We start from the raw sequence: 25809 nt of genomic DNA, 5'->3' as shown, positions 1-25809 counted from the left end.
CGAGACATTCGGTCGCGAATCGAGCACCAATATGAACGACTGTCCAACTTCCCAGCTCGAACCGTTCGCCGGAGGCACCGTATGTTGACACCCTTGCAGACCGACCTCGCGACGGTCGTCGAGGGCGTGAACCTCGTGTGGGTCCTCACGGTCACGTTCCTCATCTTCTTCATGCACGCCGGCTTCGCCATGCTCGAAGCCGGGCAGGTCCGCGCGAAGAACGTCGCCAACCAACTGACCAAGAACTTACTGACGTGGAGTATCGGCGTCATCGTGTTCTTCCTGCTCGGCGCGGCCGTGTCGTCCATCGTCGCCGCCCTCACCAGCGGCTCCGCGCTGGACATCACCGACATCACCGGGGCGTTCATGAGCCTCTACGCGCCCGACGCCTCGGCGACGACGGCGTGGGTCGACTGGCTGTTCGGGGCCGTCTTCGCCATGACCGCCGCCACCATCGTCTCGGGTGCCGTGGCGGGCCGCGCCCGGCTCCGCGCGTACCTCACGTACACCATCCTCATCGCGGGCGTCATCTACCCCGTCGTCGTCGGCTTCACCTGGGGCGGCGGCTTCCTCGACGCGCTCGGCTTCCACGACTTCGCCGGCGGCATGATCGTCCACGGGATGGGCGGCATCGCCGGCCTCACCGCGGCGTGGATTATCGGCCCGCGCATGGACCGCTTCAAGCCCGACGGCACCGCGAACGTCATCCCCGGCCACTCCATCACGTTCGCCGTCCTCGGCACGCTCATCCTCGCGTTCGGCTGGTACGGCTTCAACGTCGGCACCGCCGCCGCGCCCCTCGCGTACGCCGACGGCGGGGTCACGCTCGGCTCCTTCGCCTACGTCGGCCGCGTCGCCCTCGTGACCACCCTCGGCATGGCCGCCGGCGCAATCGGCGCGGGCGGCGTCGCCATGTACAAGACCGGCAAGGTCGACACGCTCTACGTCGCAAACGGCGTCCTCGCCGGCCTCGTCGGCATCACCGCCATCGCCGACGACATCGTCTGGCCGGGCGCGCTGGTCGTCGGCCTCCTCGCCGGCGCGCAGCTCCCGGTCGTCTTCGAGTTCGTCGAAAAGCGCCTCCAAATCGACGACGTCTGTGCGGTCTTCCCCGTCCACGGCTCCGCGGGCGTCCTCGGGACGCTCCTCTACCCGGTGTTCGCCGTCCCGCTGTGGCACGACGGCGCGTCGTTCGTCTCGCTGGCCGTCCCGCAGGTCCTCGGCGTCGGCGTCATCGCCATCTGGACGTTCGTCGCGACCGCGGTCGTCTTCGGCGGCTTCCGCGCCGTCGGACAGGTCCGCGTCTCCTCGGACCACGAGCGCGAGGGCCTCGACACGGCCGAACACGGCGTCGACACCTACCCCGAGTTCGGCTCGCCCGACGCCGACACCGGCATCCGCACCGACGGCTCCGGCGTCCCGAGCGGGGATGGATTCATGACGACGGGACGGGAGGACTAACCATGAGTGATTCCGACCTTCCGAACGACGGCGACATCAAACTCGTGATGGCCGTCATCCGCCCCGACAAGCTCTCGGACGTGAAGACCGCGCTCGCCGAAATCGGCGCGCCGTCGCTCACCGTCACCAACGTCTCCGGCCGCGGCTCCCAGCCCGCGAAGAAGAGCCAGTGGCGCGGCGAGGAGTACACCGTCGACCTCCACCAGAAGGTCAAAATCGAGTGCGTCGTCGCCGACATCCCCGCAGACGACGTGGTCGACGCCATCGCCGACGCCGCCCAGACGGGCGAGAAAGGCGACGGAAAGGTGTTCACCCTCCCGGTCGAGAGCGCGGTTCAGGTCCGCACCGGCAAGACCGGACGCGACGCCGTCTGAATCTCGCGGCCGTTCTCTCGTCGTCGGTCGCGGTCGTCCCGGTCTCTCGTCGTCGGTCGCGGTCGTCCCGGTCTCTCGTCGTCGGTCGCGGTCGACGGGCGTCCTCCCTCGGTCGAAGATACCCGCGGCCCCTCGCGGGCCGAGCGCCGACCCCACGCGAAACCGTTTTTCCGCTCCGCACCGAGCGTCGTGACGATGAGCGGTGGCTCCACGTGGTGACTGTCGCGGTCCTCGGCGGACTCGCCGTCGCGCTGTTCGGGATGGCCGCCGTCGGCCTGCTCGCCGACCGGTACCTCGCCGAACCCGACGGCCTCCGCGCCGACCTCCTCGTCAGCGACGCGAACAAGTGGGCCGTCTTCGCCCTCCTGTGCGGTTACGTCCTCGTCGTCGAGGGGCGGCCGCTGTCGTCGATGACCGGCCGCTCGCTTGCCCCCCTCGCGTTCGTGGCGGTGGTCGGCGGCGGCGTCTTCGTCCTCTTCGTCGCGAACGCGGTGACGACGCCCGTCTTCGACCGACTCGGCGTGGGCGGTCTCGACGAGGGGATGGCCGGACTGGCCTCGCTGTCGGTCAGACACCGGCTGTTCGTGGCCGGGACCGCCGGGATTACGGAGGAGGTGCTGTTCCACGGCTACGCTATCGAGCGCCTGCTCGAACTCACCGGTAGCCCGCTCCTCGCGGGCGGCGTCTCGTTCGCCGCGTTCACCGCGAGCCACGCCGTCGGCTGGGAGCGCGGCGCGGTCGCCAGAATCGCCGTCCCCGCGCTCCTGACGACGGTCATGTACCTCCTCGTGCGCGACGTGGTGGCGCTCGTCTGCATCCACGCGCTCAACGACGCGGTCGGTCTGCTGTTGGCCGGGTCGGTCGAGGACGCCGGCGACGCCGAGGGCGCTGACGCCGCCGCCGACGGGACGGCCCGATAGGTCGCCGCCGGAGCGAGCCGAGAGGTCGCCACGGTCCCGAGTTCCAGTCGAGCGGGCGTCTCCCCGTCCGGTGGTTCGCCGGTGGCAGGTGCGGCCGGCCCAGTAAGGTCTTTCCCGCGAGCGGCCGAACCGCCGCGCATGAACCACGACGAGTCAAGGGCGCTGTACGACCGCGCGCTGTCCGTGCTCGCGGGCGGCGTGAACTCCTCGGTCCGGGCGACGCAACCGTACCCGTTCTTCGTCGAGCGCGGCGACGGCGCGCACGTCATCGACGCCGACGGGAACCGCTACGTCGACTACGTGATGGGCTACGGGCCGCTCCTCTACGGCCACGACGCGCCCGAGCCCGTCCAGTCGGCTGTCCAGAAGCACGCCGCCGCCGGGCCGATGTACGGCGCGCCGACCGAAATCGAGGTCGAACACGCCGAGTTCGTCGCGCGGCACGTCCCCTCCGTCGAGATGCTCCGGTTCGTCAACTCCGGCACGGAGGCGACCGTCTCGGCGGTCCGCCTCGCCCGCGGCGTCACCGGCCGCGACAAAATCGTCGTCATGCAGGGCGGCTACCACGGCGCACAGGAGTCCACGCTCGTCGAGGGCGGCCCCGGCGGCGCGAAGCCCTCGACGCCCGGCATCCCCTCGTCGTTCGCCGACCACACCATCCCCGTCCCCTTCAACGACGAGGAGACGGTCCGCGAGGTGTTCGAGGAACACGGCGAGGACATCGCGGCGGTGCTGACCGAGCCGATTCTGGCGAACACGGGCATCGTCCACCCGGTCGACGGCTACCTCGAAGCCCTCCGCGACGTGACCGAGGACCACGGCGCGCTCCTCATCTTCGACGAGGTCATCACCGGCTTCCGCGTCGGCGGCCTCCAGTGCGCGCAGGGCAAGTTCGGCGTCACGCCCGACCTCACGACGTTCGGGAAGATTATCGGCGGCGGCTTCCCCGTCGGCGCGGTCGGCGGGAAGGCCGAGCTCGTCGAGCAGTTCACCCCCGGCGGCGACGTGTTCCAGTCGGGCACCTTCTCGGGCCACCCGGTCACGATGGCCGCGGGCCACGAGTACCTGAAGTACGCCGCCGAAAACGACGTGTACGGGCACGTCAACCGCCTCGGCGAGAAGCTTCGGGCGGGCATCACCGACATCCTCGAAGACCAGGCCCCCGAGTACACCGTCGTCGGCACGGACTCGATGTTCAAGACGGTGTTCACGCGCCACGGCGCGGCCGAGCGCGCCGACGCCTGCGCCGACGGCTGTGCGCAGGTCGAGTCGTGTCCCAATTACGACGCCTGTCCGAAGACCGGCGCGGACGTGTCGAACGCCGAGACCGACCGCTGGGAGCGCGTCTTCTGGCAGGAGATGAAAGACCACGGCGTGTTCCTCACGGCGAACCAGTTCGAGTCGCAGTTCGTCTCCTACGCCCACACCGACGAGGACATCGAGGAGACGCTGGAAGCGTACAAAGCGGCGCTATAACCCGAATCGACGATTCACCGGCCGCGCGCTTTTTTCACGATTCCGGTCCGGTCGCCCGAGAGAGTCCGAGGTACGCCGGGAGTCCGATGACGACGGTCAGTCCGGCGGTGAGGAAAAGCGGGGCGACGCCGGTCGGGTCCGGCGCGAAGATGAATCCGAGCGGGAGCGCGACGACGAACGCGACGCCGAAGACGAGCGCGGGGTGGAGGGACCTGTTCACGTTCGAGTCGTCGCCGCGGAGACCGAAAACCGTTCGGCACGCCGAGCGACGGGGCGAGCCGGCCCGAGCGACCGGCGTTCGCTCGCGCAAATGCAAGCCGATGCGACCCCGACGTGACCCCGACGCGGACCCGGCTCACTCGACCCGGAGTCGCGCCTCGGCCGCCCGCCACAGCGGCGGGTAGGTCAGGGCGACGCCGACGCCGAGACAGACCGCCCACGAGACGAGGACGCCGGCCGGGTTCCCGCGGAGTTCGAGGAGAATCAACAGCGGAATCCAGAGGGCGGTCACGACGAGGCCGACGCCCCAGACGCGAGCGACGAGTCGGAGGCGGAGGGGGCGCGCGAGGAGGAGCGCGAGCGCGACGAGCGCGGCCGCGGCGAGGCCGGCGAACCACGGTGGTTCGACGCCGACCGACGAGAGGAACACGTCGAGGGGCGCGACGACCGAGGTCAGGCCGAACAGGAGGAGCGCGACGACGACGAGGTCGCCGACCTGCCGGACGGCCGAATCGAAGGCGGGCATCGTCCGGGTCGTCGCGCGGGGACCGTATCGGTCTTCCGTTCGGGTTCGACCCGGCGCGCGGGAGCGAACTGGTGGGCTTTTCAACGCGGGGGCCGGACTGACCCGTATGACTACAACACTTCGCTTGGCGACGCGAGGGTCGGCGCTCGCTCGCGCACAGGCCGCGAGCGTGCAGGGGGCGCTCGCGAGCCGCCGACTCGACGTCGAACTCGTCGAAGTCGAGACCACGGGCGACCGGATTCAGGACGAGCTCATCCACCGACTGGGCAAGACCGGCGCGTTCGTCCGCGCGCTCGACGAGCGCGTCCTCGACGGCGAGGTCGACGCCGCGGTCCACTCGATGAAGGACATGCCGACCGAGAAGCCCGCCGACCTCGTCGTCGCCGGCGTGCCCGAGCGCGCGCCGGCCGGCGACGTGCTCGTGACGGCCGAGGGCCACGACATCGACGACCTCCCGGAGGGGGCCGTCGTCGGCACGTCGTCGCTCCGCCGACAGGCCCAACTGCTGAACTACCGCGAGGACCTCGAAGTCGAACCGCTCCGCGGCAACGTCGACACCCGCATCGAGAAACTCCTGGCGACGCACCTCCAGCGCGAACACGAGGCCCGCGTCGAAAACGACAAAGAGCGGCAGGAAAAGAAGGGCAAGACCGACCACGACGAGGCGTTCGACGAGACCGCCGACGAGTGGTTCGAGGGCCTCACCGAGCTCGAACGGCAGGCGCTCGGCCGGAAGGTCGAAACCGAGTACGACGCCATCGTCCTCGCCGAGGCGGGCCTCAAGCGCAGTGGTCTCACCGAGAAGGTGAACTACGAGCGCCTGCCGCGGGCGACGTTCGTCCCCGCGCCCGGACAGGGAGCCATCGCCGTGACCGCCGCGGACTCGGGGGTCATCGACCTCATCCGCGACAAACTCGACCACCCGCGGACCCGCGTCGAGACGACCGTCGAGCGGACCATCCTCGCCGAACTCGGCGGCGGCTGTATCGCCCCGGTCGGCGTCCACGCCCTCCTGCAGGGCGAACACGTCCACGTCGACGTGCAGGTGCTCGCGACCGACGGTTCGGAGTCCATCAAGGCCTCTCGGGACCTCCCCGTCGGCAACCACGCCAACGCCGCCAGCGAGTTCGCGGCGGCGCTCCGGGACCGCGGTGCCGGCCAGTTAGTCGACGCCGCCCGCGAGGAGGCCGAGGAGTGAGATGACGGGGGACGACCGCTCGAACGGGGACTCGGGGGAGTCCGCGGAGGGCGTCGGCACGGTCCACCTCGTCGGCAGCGGCCCGGGCGACCCGGAACTGCTGACGATGAAGGCCGCCCGCCTCATCGACGAGGCGGACGTGGTGCTCCACGACAAGCTCCCCGGCCCGGAGATTCTCGGGATGATTCCGGCCGAAAAGCGCGAGGACGTGGGCAAGCGCGCCGGCGGCGAGTGGACGCCGCAGGAGTACACGAACAACCGACTGGTCGAACTCGCCCGCGAGGGCAACGACGTGGTGCGCCTGAAGGGCGGCGACCCGTTCGTGTTCGGCCGCGGCGGCGAGGAGATGGAGCACCTCGCCGACAACGGGATTCCGTTCGAGGTCGTGCCGGGCATCACCTCGGCGGTCGCCGGCCCCGGTTCGGCGGGCATCCCCGTCACCCACCGCGACCACGTCTCGTCGGTGTCGTTCGTCACCGGCCACGAGGACCCGGCGAAAGACGAGTCCGCGGTGGACTGGGACGCCCTCGCCGCGACCGGCGGGACGCTCGTCGTCCTCATGGGCGTCGGTAAACTCCCGCTGTACACCGCCGAACTCCGCGAGGCGGGGATGGACGGCGACACGCCCGTCGCCCTCATCGAGCGGGCGACGTGGCCCGACATGCGCGTCGCCACCGGCACGCTCGACACCGTCGTCGACGTGCGCGACGAGGCCGACATCGAACCGCCCGCAATCACCGTCATCGGCGAGGTCGCGGCGACCCGCGACCGCGTCAAGCAGTTCCTGCGGGGCGGCGGCGCGGACGCCATCGCTGAGGCCGACGCGACCGACGGAGGTGCTGGAGGAGACGAATGAGCCAGCAGGTCCGCGCGGCCGTCTTCCGCCCCGACGACGACCGCATCGAGCGCGCCGTCGAACTCCTCGACTCGCTCGGCGCGACTCCCGTGCCCGACCCGATGCTCGCAATCGAGCCGACCGGCGCGACGCCCGAACCCGGCGCGTTCGTCGTCCTGACGAGCAAGACCGGCGTCGAACTCCTCGACGAGGCCGGCTGGGAGCCCGGCGACGCGGTGCTGTGCTGTATCGGCCCCGCGACCGCCGACGCCGCCCGCGAGGCCGGCTGGACGGTCGACCGCGTCCCCGACGAGTACACCTCGGCCGGGCTGGTCGACCACCTCGCGCCCGACGTGGACGGCGCGACGGTCGAAGTCGCCCGGAGCGACCACGGCAGTCCGGTCCTCACCGAGGGCCTGCGCGACGCGGGCGCGGACGTTCACGAGACGGTTCTCTACCGACTCGTCCGCCCCGAGGGAGCCGGGAAGTCGGCCGAGATGGCCGCCGCCGGGGACCTCGAAGCCGCCCTGTTCACCTCGTCGCTCACGGTCGAACACTTCCTCGACGCCGCCGCGGAGCGGGGTATCCGCGAGGAAGCCATCGCCGGCCTGAACGACGCCGTCGTCGGCGCAATCGGGCCGCCGACCCGCGACACCGCGGAATCCCACGGCATCGACGTGACCGTCGTCCCCGACGAGGCGACGTTCGAAGCGCTCGCGGTCGCCGCGGTCGAGACCGCCGCGCCGACGTATCACGAGTGACGTGACGGGAAGCGAGGGAGCGGCGTGACGGGAGCCGAGACGGGAGACGGCTCGTGGCGCGCCGTCGGCTCGGTCGCCGGCTGGCAGACCGCCGCGAGCCTCTGTTACTACGCCATCTTCGCGGCGACCGGCTTCGTCCGCGACGCGTTTTCGGTCTCCGAGTCGCTGGTCGGCCTCTTTCTGACCGCCGGCCTGCTCGGCTACACGGTGTTTCTCTTCCCGAGCGGCGCGGCCGTCGACGGCTACGGCGAAAAGCCCGTGATGGTCGTCGGCCTGCTGGCGCTGTCGGTCGCGCTCGTCGGCGTCACGTTCGCGCCGCCGTCGTACGCGCTGTTGCTCGTGACGGTGGCGCTCCTCGGGGCGGCCTACTCGACCGCGATGCCGGCGTCAAACCGCGGCATCGTCGCGGCCGCGCCCGCCGGGAGCAAGAACCTCGCCATGGGGCTGAAACAGGTCGGCGTCACCCTCGGTAGCGGGGCGTCGTCGCTCGTCGTCACCGGCGTCGCCGTCATCGCGGCGTGGCAGGTGGGGTTCTGGGCCATCGCCGTCTTCGCCGCCGGCTACGCGCTCGTCTTCGCGACGCGCTACCGCGGGAACCCGGGGACGGGACGGCTCGAACGACCCCGACTCGCCGGGCTCGGCGGCAACCGCGCCTACGTCGCGCTCGTCGCCGCCGCGCTGTTCATCGGCGCATCCATCTTCTCGATGCTCGGCTACACCGTCCTCTACGTGCAGGACGTGGTCGGGACCGGTCCCGCCCTCGCCGGGGGCGTCCTCGCGGCGACGCAGGTGACCGGAAGCGTCGGCCGCATCGGCGCGGGAAGCCTCGCGGACCGCCTCGGCGACCCCCGCGGCGCGGCCACCGTCGCGCTCGTCCAACTGGCCGGCGCGGTCGCCCTCTTTTCGCTCCTCGTCGGGACCGGCGGCTCGTTCGCGCTCACCGTCGCCGTCTCCGTCGCGCTCGGCCTCACCATCCACGGCTCGACCGGCGTCTTCTACTCCTGTCTGAGCGGCGTCGTCGACGACGGCGACATCGGCGCGGCGACCGCCGGCGGCCAGACCGCGCTCAACCTCGGCGGCCTCGTCGCCCCGCCGCTTTTCGGCTTCGTCGTGGAGTCGACGGGCTACGGGGCCGGCTGGGCGCTCGTCGCCGGCTCGACGGTGCTGGCGACCGTCCTCCTGTTCGTCGTCCGGCGGCGAATCTGACCGCCCGTCGCGGTCGAACAGCCCCGCGCCCCGCGGGCGAGCCTTCTTATACCGAACCGCGGCAACGACGACACGTGCTCCCCGCCGAACTGGAGTGGAAACGAAGGGGTCGCGTGGCCGGACTACCAGCGTTTATGCCGGAGAGGGCGTGAGTACCACACCAATGGACGGACCCGTCCCCGAACTCACCGAGCACGCGGCGGCCTGCGCGGCCCGCCTCCGCGACGCCGACCGGGTGCTCCTCGCCTCGCACATCGACGCCGACGGGTTGACGAGCGCCGGCATCGCCTCGACCGCGCTCGAACGCGCCGAAATCCCCTTCGAGACGGTGTTCTGCCGCCAACTCGACGCGGCCGCCGTGGCCGACATCGCGGCGACCGACTACGACACCGTGCTGTTCACGGACTTCGGGAGCGGCCAACTCGACATCGTCGCCGACCACGAGGCGGCGGGCGACTTCCACCCCGTCATCGCAGACCACCACCAGCCCGCCGAGGGCGTCGAGACCGACCACCACCTCAACCCGCTCCGGTTCGGCCTCAACGGCGCGAGCGAACTCTCCGGCGCGGGCGCGGCCTACGTCCTCGCGCGGGCGCTCGAACCCGAAGGCATCGATAACCGCGACCTCGCCGCCCTCGCGGTCGTCGGCGCGGTCGGCGACATGCAGGACACGAACGGCGAACTCCGCGGGGCCAACGCGGGCATCGTCGACGAGGGCGTCGAAGCCGGCGTCGTCGAGGAGGGCACCGACCTCCGCATCTACGGCCGCCAGACCCGCGCGCTCCCGAAACTCCTCCAGTACGCGACCGACGTTCGCATCCCCGGCATCTCGAACAACGAGGCCGGTGCCATCGAGTTCCTCACCGAACTCGACGTTCCCTGCCGCGGCGACGACGGCGAGTGGAAGCGGTGGGTCGACCTCACCGGCGACGAGCGACAGACGCTCGCCAGCGCCCTGATGCGCCGCGCCATCGCCAGCGGCGTCCCCGCCTCCCGCATCGACGACCTCGTGGGGACGACCTACGTGCTCACCGCGGAGGCCGAGGGGACCGAACTCCGCGACGTGAGCGAGTTCTCGACGCTCCTGAACGCGACCGCGCGCTACGACCGCGCCGACGTGGGCCTCGCGGTCTGTCTCGGCGAGCGCGACGCGGCGCTCGACCGGGCGCGCAGGCTCCTGCGGAACCACCGCAAGAACCTCTCGAACGGCCTCCAGTGGGTGAAAGAACACGGCGTCCGCGTCGAGGACAACCTCCAGTGGTTCGACGCGGGCGACGAGATACGCGAGACCATCGTCGGCATCGTCGCCGGGATGGCCGTCGGCACCGACGCGACCCGAAACGGGATTCCGGTCCTCGCGTTCGCCGACACCGAGGAGGGCGAGGTGAAAGTCTCCTCGCGCGGGTCGTACGTGATGGTCCGAGAGGGCTTGGACCTCTCGGCGGTCATGCGCGAGGCGTCGCGGTCGGTCGGCGGCGACGGCGGCGGCCACGACGTCGCCGCGGGCGCGACGATTCCGAAAGGCGAAGTCGAGGCGTTCATCGCCGAGGCGGACCGCATCGTCGGCGAGCAGTTGGGTGACGCCGACGGCGACGACGACTGAAACACCTATCTCTCGCCCGCCCGAAGCCGGCGTATGTCAGACGGCGTCCTCGGTTTCGACCACGTCGCACTCCCCGTCTCGAACCTCGAACGGGCGGTCTCGTTCTACACGGAGACGCTCGGTCTCCCGTCGGTCGACGGGCGGAACCCCGCCGACGGGACGTATCACTGGGTTCGCGTCGGCCAAGCGGCGTCGCTCAACCTCTCGGAGGTCGGCGGCGACGGCGTTCGCGCCGGTCACGTCGCCTTCGCCGCGCCGGCGTCGTTTCTCGAAACGCTCCGAGAGCGACTCGCAGGCGCGGGCGTCGAGTTCCGGGACGCGGAGACGAGTCTCTACTTCGCGGACCCGGACGGGAACGAACTCGAAGTGACGTGCTGGCGCGAGGCGCGACTGCGGGACAGCGGCGCGAACCACTGGTAGCCGGCCACCGGCGATGGAGGGCGACGCTCAGTCGTCGACCGGATTTGACCCGAACCGCGCGGGAACCCAGTTTTGACTGTCGATCGGTGGCCGCTCGTATCCGGTATCGTCCTGTCGGGACGGGAGTTCGATGGGGTCGGGCGTCAGGTCCTCGTAGTCGATTTGGTCCAGCAGGTGCGAGATGCAGTTGAGTCGGGCGTGGCGCTTCACGTCGGCGTTGACGACGTGCCACGGGGCCTCGTCGGTATCGGTGTGTTCGAACATCCGGTCTTTGGCCTCCGAGTAGTCGGCCCACCGCGAGCGCGCTTCGAGGTCCATCGGACTCAGTTTCCAGCGGCGCTTCGGGTCCTCGTTTCGCTTCTGGAAGCGACGTTCCTGTTCCGCGTCGCTGATGGAAAACCAGTACTTGATGAGGACGATGCCCGAGCGGACGAGCATCCGCTCGAACTCGGGGCAGGTCCGTAAGAACTCCTCGTACTCCTCGTCGGTACAGAAGCCCATCACCCGCTCGACGCCCGCGCGGTTGTACCAACTCCGGTCGAAAAGCACCATCTCGCCTTCGGTCGGAAGCTGTTCGACGTACCGCTGAAAGTACCACTGCCCCCGTTCGCGCTCCGTGGGCTTGCCGAGCGCGACGACCCGCGCCACCCGCGGGTTGAGCCGGCGGGTGATGCGCTTGATGACGCCGCCTTTCCCCGCGGCGTCGCGGCCCTCGAAGACGACACAAACCCGCAGGTCGTGTTCCTTTATCCAGTACTGGAGTTTCACCAGTTCCTCCTGCAGGCGGTTTAGCTCGCGTTTGTACTGTTTCTTCTTCAGGACGCCCTCGTCGTCGTAGCGGGACTCGTCGGTGGGCATACGAAGACTGCGTGCGCTGTGAACAAATAACAGACGGAGGGACAGGGGCGAGAGCGGGGGCGGCGCGGCGACTCAGAGGCCCGAACAGACCTGCTCGCCGCTCACGATTTCCGGGACGACGACCTCGTCGGCTCCGGCGCGGCGCGCGAGCGCCTCGTCCATCTGGTCGCCGGCGCGGACGACGAGTTTGGCGTCGGGGGACAGCCGACTCGCCGCGATGGCGATTTGGATGTTCACCTTGGAGTCGTCTATCGCGCCGACGACCGTCGCGGCGCGCTCGACGCCCGCGTCGGTGAGTCGGTCCTCGCGGCGGGCGTCGCCTTCGACCGCGAGCAGGTCCGCGTCACGGGCGCGCTGGTACCCCGCCTCCTTGCTCTCGACGACGACCACGTCGCGGCCCATCTCGCGGAGCCGCGCCGCCACCGTCTTTCCGAAGGTTCCGTAGCCGCAGACGATTACGTGCGATTCGAGTTCCGCTATCTCTCGGTGGAGTTTCATCTGGTCGAGTTCCTCGCGTATCTGTCCGCCGAAGGCCGCGGAGACGAACGTCTCGCCGGCCCACAGTCCGGTTCCGATGAGGCCGGTGAGAATCACGATGGCGTACGCCTTGACGAGCGTCGCCGGCCCCTCGTGAGTCTGGTAGTGGAGTTCGATGCTGGTCGGGTCGAGTAGCCAGAACGCCGCGTCGACGAGGCCCGCACCGCCGAGGACGCTGAATCCGCCGACGCCGGCGACGACGAACGCCGCGACGGCGACGAGCGGTCTGACCATCCGCCGGAGCAACGGCCGGTGCGCGAGCGCGTCGATGAGGATGCGACGGTCGTACATCACGGGGGCGCGGACACCTCGGGAGAGCGCGACCGGTCGGGTTCGTGCGGCCCGCAATCCCGGTTAATCGAGCCGGCCGCGAGTCCGAAGTTGTGTTTGCTTCTACTTCCGAGAGAATTTGACCCAGATTCGAGTGTATAGTCGCTCATGTATCCAGTATTCGACAATCTATCGAGCATAAAATCGTTTGTCCTTAAACAATCCAGTAGACTGGCGATGACTGCCTGATTCGGCCGCAGTGATAATTCGATATAGCGGAGTGTAGTTTATTTTTGGAGCAGGGACGGAGAGCTGAATCGGCGTCAGACCGGGTTCGCGTTCGGTCTCGGGCGCGAAATCCGCGAAATCCTCATATCGTATGCGTGTGTATGCCATGATACCGGCACGCATGCCGGAGCGGAGTGAACGATGGCGACTGCCAGATCGAACGAGGCCGAATACGACTACCCGGTCGGCTACGAACCGGAGGTACAAACAGAGACGGTCGAACTGGACCGTCGAACCGTCGAGCGACTCGACGCGCTGCGCGAGGACGACGAGTCGTACGACGAACTGATAACCGAACTAGCGTCCATCTTCGCGGCGAGCGAACTCTCGGCCGCGCGCGTGGACAGTCCGCTCATCGAGTGACGCCCCGCGTCACTCAAATTTCTGTATCTGAACCGCTCTCCCCGTAGAATCGCGATTCTGCCGAGTGTCTACGATGAACCAGAAGTTGCTATACAGAATCTGGGGTGGGAGCGCGACCAACCGAGTCGGCGTCCACGTAAGCAGGGAGTACCAGAAAAAACGGGTGCGTCTTCGGTTTAGTCCGCCCGTGCCGCCGGGTTCGCACCGTCTGCGAGTAGTTCGCCGCCGAACAGCGCCCGTTCGAGCGAGAGCGACCCCGGGCCGCTCAGGACGAGCGAGACGGCGACCAGCGCGAGCGCGAAGGTCAGTTCACTGGACTGGTAGCCCTCCGGAAGGTGGACGAGGGCGGTGGCGGCGAGCATGTTGACGGCGACGAGCGCGCCCGTGACGCGGACGAACAACCCGACGAGCAACAGGAACCCGCCGACGAGTTCGACCAGGCCGACACCCCACGCGGCGACGATGGGAAGCGGGACGCCGAGGCTCACCAAGAACCCCGAAAAGCCGGGGATTCCCGACGCTTTCGGCCCGATTGCGAGGACTTTACCGAGTCCCGAGACGACCATCGGAATTCCCACCGCGAGTCGAACGAGGACCGGACTCCACCGCGTGAGCGAAGCGACGGATTGTTGCGACACGGTTAGCTCACTCCGAAGTCCGCGGGGGCGATTGTTTTGTACGTTAGATTGCATATTAATTCCATATATTATTATATTTATCTAATAGATAGAAAAGTCTCAGGTAACATCGGTGTGACCGGACCCGCGGAGCGCACCGGCCAATCGTCCGATTTTTTGCTCAGAGCGCGAAAGCTCCGAGTATGACCGACTTCGACCCCGAGAAGTTCGAGGACAAGTACGCCAACTACTTCCCCGAACTCCAGCGCGCGTACAAGAACGCCTTCGAGACGATGAACGACGAGTTCGACTCGTCGCTCATCCACGGGGTCGACCAGCAGATTCTCAACGAGTCCGAACCGTTCTACGAGGACGGCGACTTCTCCGTGCAGCTCCCCGAAAACCCCGCGGAGCGACTGACGGCGGTCGAAATCGACGACGACGAACTCGAAGCCGTCCTCGACCGCTACGTCGACGAGATAGAAGGCGAGCTTCGGCGGGTCTTCGGCGTCGAGGCGTAACCCCGAACCAAAGGCCTAAGCACGTTCACCTCGAAGCCGCGTGCATGAGCACGGAGACGCAGGACGGCGAGGACGACCTCAAAGAGCGTGTCGTGAACTTCCTCCGTCGGAACTTCCCGCAGATCCAGATGCACGGCGGCAGCGCGGCCATCCGCGACCTCGACCGCGAGACCGGTGAGGTCACCGTTCTCCTCGGCGGCGCTTGCTCCGGGTGCGGTATCTCCCCGATGACCATCCAGGCCATCAAGACCCGAATGGTCAAGGAGATTCCCGAGATTAACGAAGTCCACGCCGACACCGGCATGGGCGGCGACGGCGGCATGGGCGGCGACAGCCGCGGCGGCAGTCCGTCGTTCCCCGGCGACACCAGCGACGACACGACCGACATCGAGGACGACCAGGGCCCGCAGGCTCCGTTCTAACTCGACGGTTCGGGCGTTTTCGTCGCGGCGGCGGCCGAGAACAGGAGTTTTATCGGCGACTACTCCCCACCCACGGGTATGACTGCCGAGTCGCCCGAGAACGTCCTCTTCGTCGTCATGGACACGGTCCGAAAAGACCACCTCACGCCGTACGGCTACGACCGCCCGACGACGCCGGGGCTCGACCGCTTCGCCGACGAGGCGACCGTCTTCGAGCAGGCCGTCGCGCCCGCGCCGTGGACGTTGCCGGTCCACGCCTCGCTTTTCACCGGGATGTACCCCAGCCAGCACGGGGCCGACCAGGAGAACCCCTATCTCGAAGGCGCGACAACCCTCGCCGAGACGCTCTCGGCGGCCGGCTACGACACCGCCTGTTACTCCTCTAACGCGTGGATAACGCCGTACACGCACCTGACCGACGGTTTCTCCGAGCAGGACAACTTCTTCGAGGTCATGCCCGGCGAGTTCCTGTCGGGGCCGCTGGCGAAGGCGTGGAAGACGATGAACGACAGCGACGCGCTCCGGACGCTCGCCGACAAGCTCGTCAGCCTCGGCAACACCGCCCACGAGTACCTCGCCGGCGGCGAGGGCGCGGACTCGAAGACGCCCGCGGTCATCGACCAGACCATCGACTTCGTCGACGACTCCGAGGAGTTCTTCGCGTTCGTCAACCTCATGGACGCGCACCTGCCGTACCACCCGCCCGAGGAGTACAAAGAGCGCTTCGCGCCCGGCGTCGATTCGACCGAGGTCTGCCAGAACTCCAAGGAGTACAACGCCGGAGCCTACGAGATTGACGACGACGAGTGGGGTGACATCCGCGGCCTCTACGACGCCGAAATCGCCCACATCGACGACCAGCTCACCCGGCTGTTCGACCACCTGAAAGAGACCGGCCGCTGGGACGACACCATGGTCGTCGTCTGCGCCGACCACGGCGAACTCCACGGCGAACACGGCCTCTACGGCCACGAGTTCTGCCTGTACGACCCGCTCATCAACGTCCCGCTCATGGTCAAACACCCCGACCTCGACGCGGACCGCCGCGACGACCAGGTCGAACTGGTCGACCTCTATCACACGGTGCTCGACTCGCTCGGCGTCGAGGGCGGAGAGCCCGCGAACCCCGGCGACGACGCGGTCGGCCTCGACCGCACGCGCTCGCTCCTGTCGGCCGACTACCGGGAGTTCGCGCAAGCATCGAACGACGACCCCGGCCAGCTCCGAGACGGCGAGTACGCCTTCGTCGAGTACTCTCGTCCCGTGGTCGAACTCAAGCAGTTAGAGGAGAAGGCGTCGAGCGCCGGCATCACGCTCCCAGAGGACTCTCGGTTCTACTCCCGAATGCGGGCGGCGCGGCGGACCGACGCCAAGTACGTTCGAATCGACCGCATCCCCGACGAGGCCTACCGCATCGACGCCGACCCCGAGGAGGCCGAGAACGTCGCCGACGCCGAAGACGAGGCAATCGCGGAGACCGAAGCCGCCCTCGCGGAGTTCGAAGACGCCATCGGCGGCGCGTGGACCGACGCGCTCGACACCGACGTGTCGGACGACTCGGTCGACCAGATGGACGACGAGGCGCAGGACCGACTGCGCGACCTCGGCTACCTCGAATAGCGACCGGAGCCGGTCCTAATGCTTAACGTATCCCTGCACCCCGCTCCCACGCCCGGAGGAGCGCCGCGAGCGTCCGGTTCGTCGGAACCTCGAAGCCGTGGTCGGCGGCGATATCGACCACCGCGCCGTTGATGGCGTCCACCTCGGTCCGCTTTTCGGCCGCGACGTCCTGTAGCATCGACGAGCGGTTCGCGGCGGTTTTCTCGACGACGCGGTCGACCGCCTCGCGGGCGACGCGGTTCGGGAGCGACACGCGCTCTAATCGGGCGACTCGGGCCGTCTCGCGGGCCGCTCGGTGCGCGAGGTCGTTGGCGTCGCCCGACCGGAGCGCGCCGTTTTCGACCCGCGAGAGCGCGGTGACGGCGTTGATGCCGGCGTTGACGGCGAGTTTCTCCCAGCGCCGCCGCGGCATGTCGGTCGCGACGAGTGCGTTGAGCCCCGCGTCGCGGAACGCCTTGCCGACGCGCTCGGCGAGGGGGTCGGGGCCGCCGTCGAGCGCGCCCAAGACGATTCGGCCGACGCCGGTACACTCGACGCGACCCGGTTCGACGAGCCGCGCTCCGTAGGTCGCCGTGCCCGCGAGGACGGGCGCGTCGAGGCGAGAGGCGAGCGTCTCCTCGGTGAGTCCGTTCTGGAGCGACAGCACCGCGCCCACGTCGCAGTCGGCGAGCGCGTCGGCGGCCGCCGCGGTGTCGAACGACTTGACCGTGACGAGCGCGAGATCCGCCGAGTGGCCCGTCTCGGTCGTCGTCGCGGCCGGCGAGACGTGCGCCGACTCGGCACCGACGATGTCGAGACCGGCCGCCGACACCCGCGCGGCGTGCGGGTCGCGCGCGACGAGCGTCACGTCGTGGACCGACGCGAGGAGGCCGCCGACGAGCGTGCCCAGACTGCCCGCGCCGAAGACGAGGATACGCATGGCTACCCGTACTCGGCGGACGACAAAAATGGCGAGTTTCGCGGGCGCGGCGGTCGAATCGGTCCGAGACCTCAGTCCTCGGTCCAGTAGTAGAGTTTCTCCCGTTCGGCACCGCAGTTCGGACAGGTGTCGGGGAGTTCGTCGAGGTCGCCCATCTCGCCGCAGTCGCTACACCGCCACATCAACTCGGCCTCGCCGAACTCGCCGCCGGCGCGTTCGTGCTCGACGGACATCCCCGCGAGCCCCTCGCGGGTCGTGACGTAGAACCCGTCGTCGTCGAAGCCGCGGATGCTCCCGAGTTCGCTACCGTCCTCCGCGTACACCGTCATTCCCACCGTCGGCTCTGTCTCGTCAGCCATGTGCGACTAATCGTCGCGCGAGCGAATAAAAAGGAACGGCCGAATCGGCGTCGACGCCGACCAACCGTCCGTCGACGGGATGGAGCAACGACGCCCGTATATATAAATGATAAATCCGATACCGCGATATAGAATTTCGTGATGCGATAAAGCACTTACCGTCCCGTCATAGATTCGGCAGTATGTCCCGTCCTCGGAGCCGTCGCCGATACCTCCAACTGCTCGGAAGCGCGTCGCTCGGTGTCGCCGGCTGCCTCGGCCGCGACGGCGGGTCACCCAGTCCGACGACCGAGGCGACGACCACCGACGAACCGACCACGACGTACGGTCCGACGTCCGGGCCCGACGAGCGCGTGACGGCCACGCCGCCGGGCGACCCCTCGCTCTCGCCGTCGGGGGCGTGGCCGCAGTACCGCTTCGACGCGGGAAACACCGGCTACAACCCCGACGTCTCGGTTCCGGCCGACGCCGAGGAGTACTGGCGACTGAACGCCGGTGGCTCGCCCGTCCTCGACGGCGACCGTCTCTACAACCTCCACGGGCGCGGGCGCGACAGGCGAGCGCTCGTCCGACGCGACCCGGCGACCATGGCCGAGCGAGCGGCGACCCCGCTTGTCGGCTACGGCGTGAACTCGCCGCCCGTCGTCGCGGGCGACCGGGTCGTCGTCACGACCTTCATCGAGGCGTTCTGTCTCGCCGCCGACCGCGACGAAGTGCTGTGGCGCGGCCCCGAGATGGACGGTATCCACGGCCCGCCCGCGGTGGGCGACGGCGTCGCCGTCGTCTCGGGCGGCGGGTTCGACGGCGTCCCGACCCAGCTTCGGGCGTTCGAACTCGCCGACGGGAGCGAACGCTGGCGCTACGACCTCGAAAGCGACGCGAAGGGCGCGCCCGCCGTCGCCGACGGGGCGGTGTTCGTCGTCACCGGCGACGCCGTCCACGCCGTCGACCTCGCGACCGGCGAGCGGCGCTTCCGCGTCGAGGCGCGGACGAGCGAGTGGACGACGCCGGTCGCGACGACAGAGGCGGCGTACCTGACCACCCGCGACGACGAACTCCTTGCGCTCGCCCCGACCGACGGCACCGAACGATGGCGGTCGCCGGGAAGCGGCGCGCCGGTCGTCGCCGACGACGTGCTCCACGTCGCGGTCGACGGAGAGACCGCGACGCTGTCGCGCGACGACGGACGCGAGGCGGCGGCGCGCTTCTCCGGCGCTCCGCACGCGCGCGCACGAGAAACAATGGTTGTCTCCGGTGAACAGGGACGGCTAGCAGCGTACGACACCGGGGAAGAACGTCAATTGTGGGCACATCAGACCCCGGAAGTGCAGGTGGCGGACGTGATTTCACGGGGCGTCTCCGCCGCAGTCCCCGTCGACGGCGCGGTGTACGTCGTCGCCGCCGACGGCTTCCACGGGTTGGGACCTGCTCGGGACTGAGACGCCGAGCGACTACGCCGCTCGACTCGCAAAACCTGGAGGAAAAACCGACCGTAGACTCACATGAAGTCCGCGATGCCGGACTGTTTGTTTTTGTCGAATAGCGTATTGACGTTTGGTGAATTCCCATATTATTTAAGTCGATAGCCCGTTGGTGAAGGCATGGGAACCACACCGCGAGAGAAGTACGAACGTCGGAAACAGACTTTTGAGAACTACGTCGAACGTGGGGAAGTCGACCAAGATACCGCTGAGGCGATTCGTGAACTAATCAATGCGTACGACGAGCACAATGTCATGGTCGCTAAGCCGGCCGGGGAGAGTTACCGTGAACCCGGAACCCTCACATCGTGGTTGTACCGCCTGAACGTCTTTGCACGGGATGCTAACCTAACAACGGCGTCTGTGGATGAATTAAAGCAGGCGGTTCAGCAGATGTACGACGGGAGCCACCCTAGCGTTCAGGACAAAGGCCTTCAGAAAGGAACGCTCCGGAGTTATCAGGCCGCACTACGCAAGTTCTATGGGTACCACGACTTCGGGATTGAACCAGCCGAGATTCCGCTATTCGACAAGAAAGACACGTCGGTCGACCCTAACGATATGCTGACGCGCGAGGAAATCCACACCGCCCGTGATTCCATTTCAAACCCGCGCGACTTGCTGATTTTCGACCTACTGATTTACACAGGTCAGCGCCGCGAGGCCCTTCGGACGCTCCGAATCCGGGACGTGAACCCACAAGAAGGTACGTTCCGTCTAAACCCGAACGTGGATGGACTGAAAGGGGCTGACGAGCGGAATGGGAAGCGACCACTCCTTGCGGCAAAGGCCACAGTCCAAGACTGGCTGAACAACTACCACCCGGACCCCAGTGATGACGAGCACTATCTAATCACCGCCCGTCCCAGTTATTCTGCCGTCGACCCAACCACGCCGGTTAGTGGTGAGACTATTCGGAAGGTTATGCAGAATATCAAAGAGGCAAGTGAGATCTCAAAACCAATGCACCCGCACATGATGCGTCACAACTTCGTGACTATCGCAAAGCGGGACCATGACCTCCCCAATGACACAATCAAGTATCTCATCGGACACGCCGCTGATAGTACGGTCATGGAGACCACGTACGCACACCTCTCCGGTGATGACCACGCCCGAAAGGCTGAGGAAGGCTTCGGAATCCGTGAACCACAGGAAGAATCGTCGTTTACTCCGGACGTGTGTCGGATCTGCAACAACCCTCTTGCGCCCGGTGCGAAGGCCTGCTCGAAATGTGGGACTGTCTACACACCCGATGCACAACAGGCACAGCAACAGATTGGCGGTGACGTGAAACAGTCGTATGCGCAAACTGACCCCGAAGATACCGACACACAAGGGAAGATAGATACGCTAGACCACCTCTTGGAGGACCCCGAAGTGAAGAAAGCCCTACTGGAGAAACTGAACGAATAGAATCCGTCAGATTCTAGACAGTATAGCCGGCGAAGAACGAGGGTATTTGCGTATGAAAAGACCGCTTAGTAGCTACACCGTATCGCCATCTTGCGATTATGAAAAAGTGCTAACCCTCATTGTCACTCTCGGACAACGACATCAGTAACTTCGCGGCAGAAACGATACCATGAGCAACACAATCCTCGCCCGGCGTGGGGTCATTGGAACGCGGTGTTACTCGTCTAGAATTTCACTCATGTCCGTCGTGGTTTCAGTTGACTCCACGGGTTCACGTCCGTCCGCCTCAGCCAAGACTTCCGCCCACAGCTCTGCAATGCTTTTCTCTGATTCCTCGGACTCTTCTAGGTCTTCAACTCGATTCTCAATATCGTGTTTCTTCATTGGTCTTCTTCTAACGCCTCGATGCGTTCCGCCAACTCATCGAGGTCTTTGTCTTTCAGCAATTGTCGATACTGACCAGCAAGATACCCTAAGACACGCATCCACCCCTGCCGAACTTTCTCGTTCTCAGGGTCGTACACACGTCCGGATTCGATTTTCCGGTGGGTTTCGTTAATCGCGTCCTCCAGCAAATCGAGGACTTCGCCACGATTCGCGTTCTCAGGGATTGCTGGAACCGCTGGTTCGTTTTCTGGTTTGCTTTGACTCATCGTACCCCCCGTGGGGAAAACTCAATTCAGCCGTTCTGTGGCTGTTCTGTGCGCTTTTCGAAGGGCAATGGTGCGGATAGTCACGCCGTATCTGCGGCCTCATCTCCCCACACCAGAACACTCGTCACGATATGCATCGTGAGGATAAGCGTCACAACCGGCGAGGCAGAGACTTCAATCGCCGCTGAAACGTACATCAGCGATGCCCACAAGAACAATCCGAGCATACCGACCGTAAGCAACTCCCGGCCGGTGAACGGAACGTTCGGCATCATCGGACTGCTAAGCCGCTTGTCCACTGTGCTACCGCTGTTTCGTTCTCAGATTTGTCCGGCCTATCAAGCCGGTTTCCATCGCCGTCGAACGCAATCACACGGTCCGAGAACGACGAGTAAAGTCCCTGTGCCATCTCCAACGGAAGCTCATCGCCCGGTTCAAACACGACAGTCGGTGGCCCCTCACGGCCGTCCGGTTTCGTGACCGGCGAGAGATCGACGTCGTCCCCGAAGAAATCCTCGTAATCCGTCGGATTCGTACATCGGAGGCCGCTGTCACCAGCCCACACAGCCGTCTCCGTCTCATCAGGAAGTGAGTCCACAGCCCGCTTGTCACCAGTCCCTACACGCATTAGAACATCTCCCCCGTTCCGAAGTCAGCCGCCCGAAGCGTTTCCTTCGTGTTTGCCTGCACGTCGGCCTGTTTCTGTCGCTGGTCGACGTCCTCGACAAGGTCAGTAAGTGCTTCCTCGAAAATGCGTTCGGCGTCGACCCCGCCAACCGCATTTTTGGCGATTGATTTCCACACTCTCGCCTTCACGTCTGCCGCCGTCGCATCTTTCGTTGCCTTTGCTACTGCGTTCGCTTTCGAATTCGGATTCATCTTAGTACAATTAGCTACCCGGATTCCGCCGGTTCGTTCTCACACGATACCAAGTGCTCGCCACGAAGGGTCATTGCACAATCCGCTAAAACAAAGTGTCTTTGCGGTTTGTAGCCGTCTCAGCCCTTCACACCCACGTCCTCCGGTTTGATTAGACACTTTACTTTGAACCATTGCACACGCACACCCGCGTACGCGATTAATGAGACAAAAGTGTCTAACGGACCACCCGATACTGTGGTTTAGAAGGGTTTGAATGGGTTAAGACCCCAAAGACACTTTTGTTTCGGGTTAGTCAAAGTGTCTAAGTCCGCTGTTCCGTGAGTCGTCGCCTGTGTCGTTCAAGTAACTCTCACCTTTGCTCGTGAGTTGGACCCCGACAAAGACGCGCTGTTGTTTGCCATTGACTGTGGCTCTGCCGTCGGCTATGCCTTCATTCTTGAGTCGGCGCGTCATTTTGTGCTGAGTCTCAGCCGGGAGGCTTTCAGCTTCACAGAACCGATGGTATGCCTTGTGCGCCGTACTCTTGGGGAGGGAATCACCGCTGGATTCCTCCAGACACAATTCACGGAACCGATCGACTGTGTTGCCCCACTTCTCCCACGTTCTCTGTGTCTCTCCGGGCGTTCTGTCGCCGGTGAACGTTCCTTGTCGCATCAATCGCTGGAGGCCTTCAAGCATCCAGTTAAGCACACCAGAGAGTTCCGACTGGAGTTTCTCGTCGAGGTGTGGGTCACGTTCGGCCTTCGGGACGGTCGACGGGAACGGAACCAACAGGATACGGCGGTAAAACGCCTCATCATCTGTTTCGGCGTCGGGGAGTTGGTTGGCAGAGAACAGATGTTTCGCCGTCGGTTCAAACCGGAATGGGTCCTTGAATTTCTGTTCGGCCTTGATACTGTCACCAACGGTTATCTCCTTGAACGCGCCTGTGTCGGTGATTAGCGAACTAGGAATGTCGTTTCGGAAGTTAGCCCAACTCTGGAACAACTCCGCGCCGGCGAACCGTTCTCCAGTCAATTCCTGTGGTGTGAGACTCACCACAGTATTCGACCCTAAGACCGCCCGGATCGTATCGAGGAAGGTGGACTTCCCGCTTGCGGTTGGTCCGACTAGAAACAGGGCTTTGTGGTACGGCAAGCCCCAATGGTGCAACGTGTAGCCCGCGTATTCTTGGAGCTTCTTTCTATCACTCCCACGCGGAACGACGTCACGTAAGAAGTCACGGAATTGCGGACACTCGGCACCGGGGTCGTATTCGGCTTCGACCGACCCAAGAAATAGATGCTCTGGATTGTGTTCTTGTAGTCCCAACCCTTGGGGTTGCACCCTCACAACACCGTTCCGTACGGGGATGTGGTCCGCCGGGCCACCCATTTCGTCCTGACTCACGGTGTGTCGGCCGCGTAGTTGGTCTAGGATCTCAGACTTCTCTGTTCTATTATATTCTTCCCGAAGGTTAGCAACCAACAACTCCCGAACTTGTTTCTCGCCCGTAGGCTGGTAGATTCCCCGGTCGGAATCGTAGCCGTACAGGACGTCATTTTCTTCGAGGTTAGCCCAATGGTGGTCCTCAGACAGTAGTTCTGTGGCCGCGAATCGGGCAGGTTTGCGTTCATCTGCGTCAGATGCACTGACGTATTGCTGGTACACGTGCGACCACTCGCCGCCACTCACGGCGTTCTGTGGACCATTCATTGGTGACGCCGTCGTTGCAACACCGCCGTCAGAACGTGTTTCACCGGGGAGCGTTTCGGTATTCGCATCGGACCCAACAGACTTGCGCGCACGGTCCCACGTCCGTTGCCAGTAGTTTCGTGAGGCGTCTGGAGAGTCGACCTTGCTGTTTGAATTGTCCGCAAGAAGTTGATAGACTTCCGACTTAGGAACCCCGTGTTCAATCATACGACAACACACGTGGAAGTCCTGTTCGCTCCGGTCAGACGCACCATACAACAGATAATCGCTGATGTTGTCGTAGTGTTTAGTGACAGCGCGCGCCCGTGAGGTGTCGCCGTCAGCATTAGGTGTGTCTCGCGTCGTATCCACACCACCAGCGCCTTGTGACGCATCCTCCGGCGTTTGGTCCGCCCGTAGTACGTCGAACAACTCGGGAAGCGTAATCTCAGCAATCGGCGCGTCAGTTGCAATTTCGTATCGACCGCCGTCGGGCGTGGAACACTCATCGCACCAGTCTTTCCCACACCCATCGAGTTGGGAACCGGGACCGACCACGTACTGGTTGTGAACGCGAATCTCTCCCCAACTCATGCCGGGATTCTTCGCGTTGGCAACAGTCTCGATGGACTTGTGAACGTCCTTCGAGTCAATGTAGTAGTACCTGTGCCCGCCCGTCACACCGTCGGTGTGTGGACTTGCAACGGTGAACGTCTCAGGCAACTCATTGACGGCTTGAAGGGCCTCAGAATCCGCCGAGTCAGAGTAGTCGTCAATATCCACGTCGATTAACCAGCGCCCGCCGTCGGGCGTTGCTCCGGCATACACACCGTAGTTTCCAGTTAAGGATCCAAACCCACTTTCGCGGTTTGAAGCGTCATTGTGGTAGACGGGCGACCGCTTCTCGCCGTCCTTAACAGGGATTAGACGCTTTTCGAGTAAGCCCGCGTCCTGTAATCGCTCCGCGAGGACGTCCCGGTCACTCATCACGAATCACCCGGTTTGCGTGGGTTCGACACAAGGCGACGCCGTCGACGTGAGTGAACGCTGGAGTGAAACACCCGTCACAAAACCGAGGACCGTAACGACTTTGTGGGTCGCTCTCGTACGTGTATTCGACGGAATCCCCATTCCTGTACCCCTTCACGACTCACTCACCTCCAGCAACGCCTCAGCAAGGTAGGCACAGGGGAGGTCGGAGTTAGCAAGGTCCGCGAGGTCGTCACGGTGTTGGTCTATCGCGTCGATGCCTCTCGTCGTAGTTGTCGAAGAACTCATTTCTAAAGCAGTTAATTCGCTAGATGCGCGGGGTCACTCCCGCGTAGTTGTGTGACGCCGTCAAACGGGTGGTTGCTCCTACACATCCACACCCGGACGGCGATTGCTATACTATCCACTTTGTGTTCGGTTATTGGCTTAGCAAAACGCACACGGCTTACTGTTCGGTTTCGATCAGGTCGGCGGGGAGGTGCGCACGTAGCACATCCTCGTACGATTCACCCGGACACTTTTGATTATAAATAGCGTCCCTAAAGTCGGTACTCACGGTGATTGTGGTTGTTTCTTTGGCAGACATGGTTGATTAGTTAGTTTCGACACCTCCGTCTCTGCGGATTCGGATAACCGACCGGGTGTCAGGTGGTCGGGATGAAGAAATCTCGCCACAGAAGCAGCTATGAAGTGCCGTGCAACCAGTGGCGCACGATACGATGAATGAACAACCGTTGTCAGTACACCACGTTCTTGAACGAACGTGATGCAATAACGTTGAGACTGTCAAGCGGTAGTAGCACGGGCGGAGCGCACTACCCCAGCGTTGCCAACCTATGCATGGCTGTTCAGTTGCAGCGTAGTCATCAACTACGCTCCAGTGAACAACGCTTAGGCTGTCTGTCGCACCGCCGCTTTTAACAGCGGCACAAATACACAG

At 65.3% G+C, this 25809-nt stretch carries 29 protein-coding genes; 16 read left to right on the top strand and 13 right to left on the bottom strand.

The features are described from left to right. Positions 1 to 81 precede the first annotated feature (81 nt). From BN996_RS03535 to hemL, 4 genes are all read left to right on the top strand, one after another. Positions 82 to 1461, top strand: a complete 1380-nt coding sequence (locus BN996_RS03535; protein WP_089777187.1) for an ammonium transporter — start codon at positions 82 to 84, stop codon at positions 1459 to 1461. A 2-nt stretch (positions 1462 to 1463) separates the two neighbouring features. Next, positions 1464 to 1835 (top strand): nitrogen regulatory protein GlnK1, encoded by a 372-nt coding sequence (locus tag BN996_RS03530; protein WP_089777186.1) that lies wholly within the window; start codon positions 1464 to 1466, stop codon positions 1833 to 1835. Between the two features lie 212 nt (positions 1836 to 2047). Further along, complete coding sequence (locus BN996_RS03520) at positions 2048 to 2755, top strand: CPBP family intramembrane glutamic endopeptidase (protein ID WP_007275868.1); 708 nt, start codon at positions 2048 to 2050, stop codon at positions 2753 to 2755. A 138-nt stretch (positions 2756 to 2893) separates the two neighbouring features. Further along, on the top strand, positions 2894 to 4231 hold the full coding sequence (gene hemL, locus BN996_RS03515) for a glutamate-1-semialdehyde 2,1-aminomutase (RefSeq protein ID WP_089777184.1): 1338 nt from the start codon (positions 2894 to 2896) through the stop codon (positions 4229 to 4231). 34 nt (positions 4232 to 4265) lie between these two features. Here hemL and BN996_RS03510 read toward each other — a convergent pair whose 3' ends face one another. Both BN996_RS03510 and BN996_RS03505 read right to left on the bottom strand, forming a co-directional pair. Continuing rightward, the gene (locus BN996_RS03510) at positions 4266 to 4451 is read right to left on the bottom strand and encodes a hypothetical protein (protein WP_188423386.1); all 186 of its coding nucleotides are present in this window, start codon (positions 4449 to 4451) and stop codon (positions 4266 to 4268) included. A 135-nt stretch (positions 4452 to 4586) separates the two neighbouring features. Then, positions 4587 to 4976 carry a hypothetical protein gene (locus BN996_RS03505; protein WP_089777183.1) on the bottom strand — a complete coding sequence of 130 codons (390 nt, stop codon included), beginning with the start codon at positions 4974 to 4976 and terminating at the stop codon, positions 4587 to 4589. 124 nt (positions 4977 to 5100) lie between these two features. Here BN996_RS03505 and hemC point away from each other — a divergent pair, with 124 nt between their 5' ends. The 6 genes from hemC to BN996_RS03475 all read left to right on the top strand — a co-directional run bounded on the left by hemC (position 5101) and on the right by BN996_RS03475 (position 10999). Then, complete coding sequence (hemC, locus tag BN996_RS03500) at positions 5101 to 6174, top strand: hydroxymethylbilane synthase (protein WP_193310927.1); 1074 nt, start codon at positions 5101 to 5103, stop codon at positions 6172 to 6174. Position 6175: 1 nt separating this feature from the next. Beyond that, the gene (cobA, locus tag BN996_RS03495) at positions 6176 to 7030 is read left to right on the top strand and encodes a uroporphyrinogen-III C-methyltransferase (RefSeq protein WP_089777181.1); all 855 of its coding nucleotides are present in this window, start codon (positions 6176 to 6178) and stop codon (positions 7028 to 7030) included. Then, a complete protein-coding gene (locus tag BN996_RS03490; protein ID WP_089777180.1) occupies positions 7027 to 7770 on the top strand; it encodes a uroporphyrinogen-III synthase in 744 nt (247 codons plus the stop codon). The genes cobA and BN996_RS03490 overlap by 4 nt, the downstream gene beginning before the upstream one ends. A gap of 24 nt (positions 7771 to 7794) precedes the next feature. Then, a complete protein-coding gene (locus BN996_RS03485) occupies positions 7795 to 8976 on the top strand; it encodes an MFS transporter (RefSeq protein WP_089777179.1) in 1182 nt (393 codons plus the stop codon). A gap of 163 nt (positions 8977 to 9139) precedes the next feature. Beyond that, entirely contained in the window at positions 9140 to 10579 is a 1440-nt protein-coding gene (locus tag BN996_RS03480) for a RecJ family nuclease (RefSeq protein ID WP_089777178.1), read from the top strand. A gap of 33 nt (positions 10580 to 10612) precedes the next feature. Further along, a complete protein-coding gene (locus BN996_RS03475) occupies positions 10613 to 10999 on the top strand; it encodes a VOC family protein (protein ID WP_089777177.1) in 387 nt (128 codons plus the stop codon). A 27-nt stretch (positions 11000 to 11026) separates the two neighbouring features. Here the strand turns inward: BN996_RS03475 and ppk2 are convergent, their stop codons facing one another. Continuing rightward, positions 11027 to 11857: a polyphosphate kinase 2 gene (gene ppk2, locus BN996_RS03470; protein WP_089777176.1), complete on the bottom strand. Its 831-nt coding sequence runs from the start codon at positions 11855 to 11857 to the stop codon at positions 11027 to 11029. Between the two features lie 72 nt (positions 11858 to 11929). Next, positions 11930 to 12685 carry a potassium channel family protein gene (locus BN996_RS03465; protein WP_089777175.1) on the bottom strand — a complete coding sequence of 252 codons (756 nt, stop codon included), beginning with the start codon at positions 12683 to 12685 and terminating at the stop codon, positions 11930 to 11932. Positions 12686 to 13093: 408 nt separating this feature from the next. On the opposite strand from BN996_RS03465, the gene BN996_RS03460 reads away from it, so the two are divergent. After that, the gene (locus BN996_RS03460) at positions 13094 to 13315 is read left to right on the top strand and encodes a DUF7557 family protein (RefSeq protein WP_089777174.1); all 222 of its coding nucleotides are present in this window, start codon (positions 13094 to 13096) and stop codon (positions 13313 to 13315) included. A 176-nt stretch (positions 13316 to 13491) separates the two neighbouring features. Here the strand turns inward: BN996_RS03460 and BN996_RS03455 are convergent, their stop codons facing one another. After that, the gene (locus tag BN996_RS03455) at positions 13492 to 13953 is read right to left on the bottom strand and encodes a DoxX family protein (RefSeq protein WP_226908686.1); all 462 of its coding nucleotides are present in this window, start codon (positions 13951 to 13953) and stop codon (positions 13492 to 13494) included. Between the two features lie 182 nt (positions 13954 to 14135). On the opposite strand from BN996_RS03455, the gene BN996_RS03450 reads away from it, so the two are divergent. From BN996_RS03450 to BN996_RS03440, 3 genes are all read left to right on the top strand, one after another. Continuing rightward, entirely contained in the window at positions 14136 to 14453 is a 318-nt protein-coding gene (locus BN996_RS03450) for a DUF5783 family protein (RefSeq protein WP_089777172.1), read from the top strand. Between the two features lie 44 nt (positions 14454 to 14497). Then, the gene (locus BN996_RS03445) at positions 14498 to 14875 is read left to right on the top strand and encodes a NifU family protein (RefSeq protein WP_004045112.1); all 378 of its coding nucleotides are present in this window, start codon (positions 14498 to 14500) and stop codon (positions 14873 to 14875) included. 78 nt (positions 14876 to 14953) lie between these two features. Then, complete coding sequence (locus BN996_RS03440; RefSeq protein ID WP_089777171.1) at positions 14954 to 16495, top strand: sulfatase; 1542 nt, start codon at positions 14954 to 14956, stop codon at positions 16493 to 16495. Positions 16496 to 16517: 22 nt separating this feature from the next. Here the strand turns inward: BN996_RS03440 and BN996_RS03435 are convergent, their stop codons facing one another. After that, the gene (locus BN996_RS03435; protein ID WP_089777170.1) at positions 16518 to 17414 is read right to left on the bottom strand and encodes a ketopantoate reductase family protein; all 897 of its coding nucleotides are present in this window, start codon (positions 17412 to 17414) and stop codon (positions 16518 to 16520) included. A 71-nt stretch (positions 17415 to 17485) separates the two neighbouring features. Continuing rightward, positions 17486 to 17773, bottom strand: coding sequence for a DUF7130 family rubredoxin-like protein (locus BN996_RS03430; protein ID WP_089777169.1), 288 nt, complete (start codon positions 17771 to 17773; stop codon positions 17486 to 17488). Between the two features lie 182 nt (positions 17774 to 17955). Between BN996_RS03430 and BN996_RS03425 the strand changes: the two genes are divergently transcribed. Together BN996_RS03425 and BN996_RS03420 are read left to right on the top strand one after the other, a co-directional pair. Further along, the gene (locus tag BN996_RS03425; protein WP_089777168.1) at positions 17956 to 19212 is read left to right on the top strand and encodes a PQQ-binding-like beta-propeller repeat protein; all 1257 of its coding nucleotides are present in this window, start codon (positions 17956 to 17958) and stop codon (positions 19210 to 19212) included. Between the two features lie 162 nt (positions 19213 to 19374). Then, positions 19375 to 20670: a tyrosine-type recombinase/integrase gene (locus tag BN996_RS03420; protein ID WP_089777167.1), complete on the top strand. Its 1296-nt coding sequence runs from the start codon at positions 19375 to 19377 to the stop codon at positions 20668 to 20670. Positions 20671 to 20886: 216 nt separating this feature from the next. On the opposite strand, the gene BN996_RS19970 is transcribed toward BN996_RS03420, so the two are convergent. The 6 genes from BN996_RS19970 to BN996_RS03395 form a co-directional block, all read right to left on the bottom strand. Next, positions 20887 to 21054: a hypothetical protein gene (locus tag BN996_RS19970; protein ID WP_167344095.1), complete on the bottom strand. Its 168-nt coding sequence runs from the start codon at positions 21052 to 21054 to the stop codon at positions 20887 to 20889. Further along, complete coding sequence (locus BN996_RS03415) at positions 21051 to 21323, bottom strand: DUF8136 domain-containing protein (protein WP_049916581.1); 273 nt, start codon at positions 21321 to 21323, stop codon at positions 21051 to 21053. The genes BN996_RS19970 and BN996_RS03415 overlap by 4 nt, the downstream gene beginning before the upstream one ends. An 80-nt stretch (positions 21324 to 21403) precedes the next feature. After that, the gene (locus BN996_RS03410) at positions 21404 to 21598 is read right to left on the bottom strand and encodes a hypothetical protein (RefSeq protein WP_226908685.1); all 195 of its coding nucleotides are present in this window, start codon (positions 21596 to 21598) and stop codon (positions 21404 to 21406) included. Next, positions 21595 to 21951 (bottom strand): hypothetical protein, encoded by a 357-nt coding sequence (locus BN996_RS03405; protein WP_004065015.1) that lies wholly within the window; start codon positions 21949 to 21951, stop codon positions 21595 to 21597. The genes BN996_RS03410 and BN996_RS03405 overlap by 4 nt, the downstream gene beginning before the upstream one ends. Beyond that, positions 21951 to 22202, bottom strand: coding sequence for a hypothetical protein (locus tag BN996_RS03400; protein ID WP_226908684.1), 252 nt, complete (start codon positions 22200 to 22202; stop codon positions 21951 to 21953). The genes BN996_RS03405 and BN996_RS03400 overlap by 1 nt, the downstream gene beginning before the upstream one ends. Positions 22203 to 22493: 291 nt before the next feature. Then, a complete protein-coding gene (locus BN996_RS03395) occupies positions 22494 to 24866 on the bottom strand; it encodes a phage/plasmid primase, P4 family (RefSeq protein WP_089777166.1) in 2373 nt (790 codons plus the stop codon). Between the last annotated feature and the right edge of the window lie 943 nt (positions 24867 to 25809).

Source organism: Haloferax massiliensis (assembly GCF_001368915.1).
In the GTDB taxonomy this organism is placed as follows: domain Archaea; phylum Halobacteriota; class Halobacteria; order Halobacteriales; family Haloferacaceae; genus Haloferax; species Haloferax massiliensis.
This window is presented reverse-complemented; position numbering and strand designations above follow the sequence as displayed.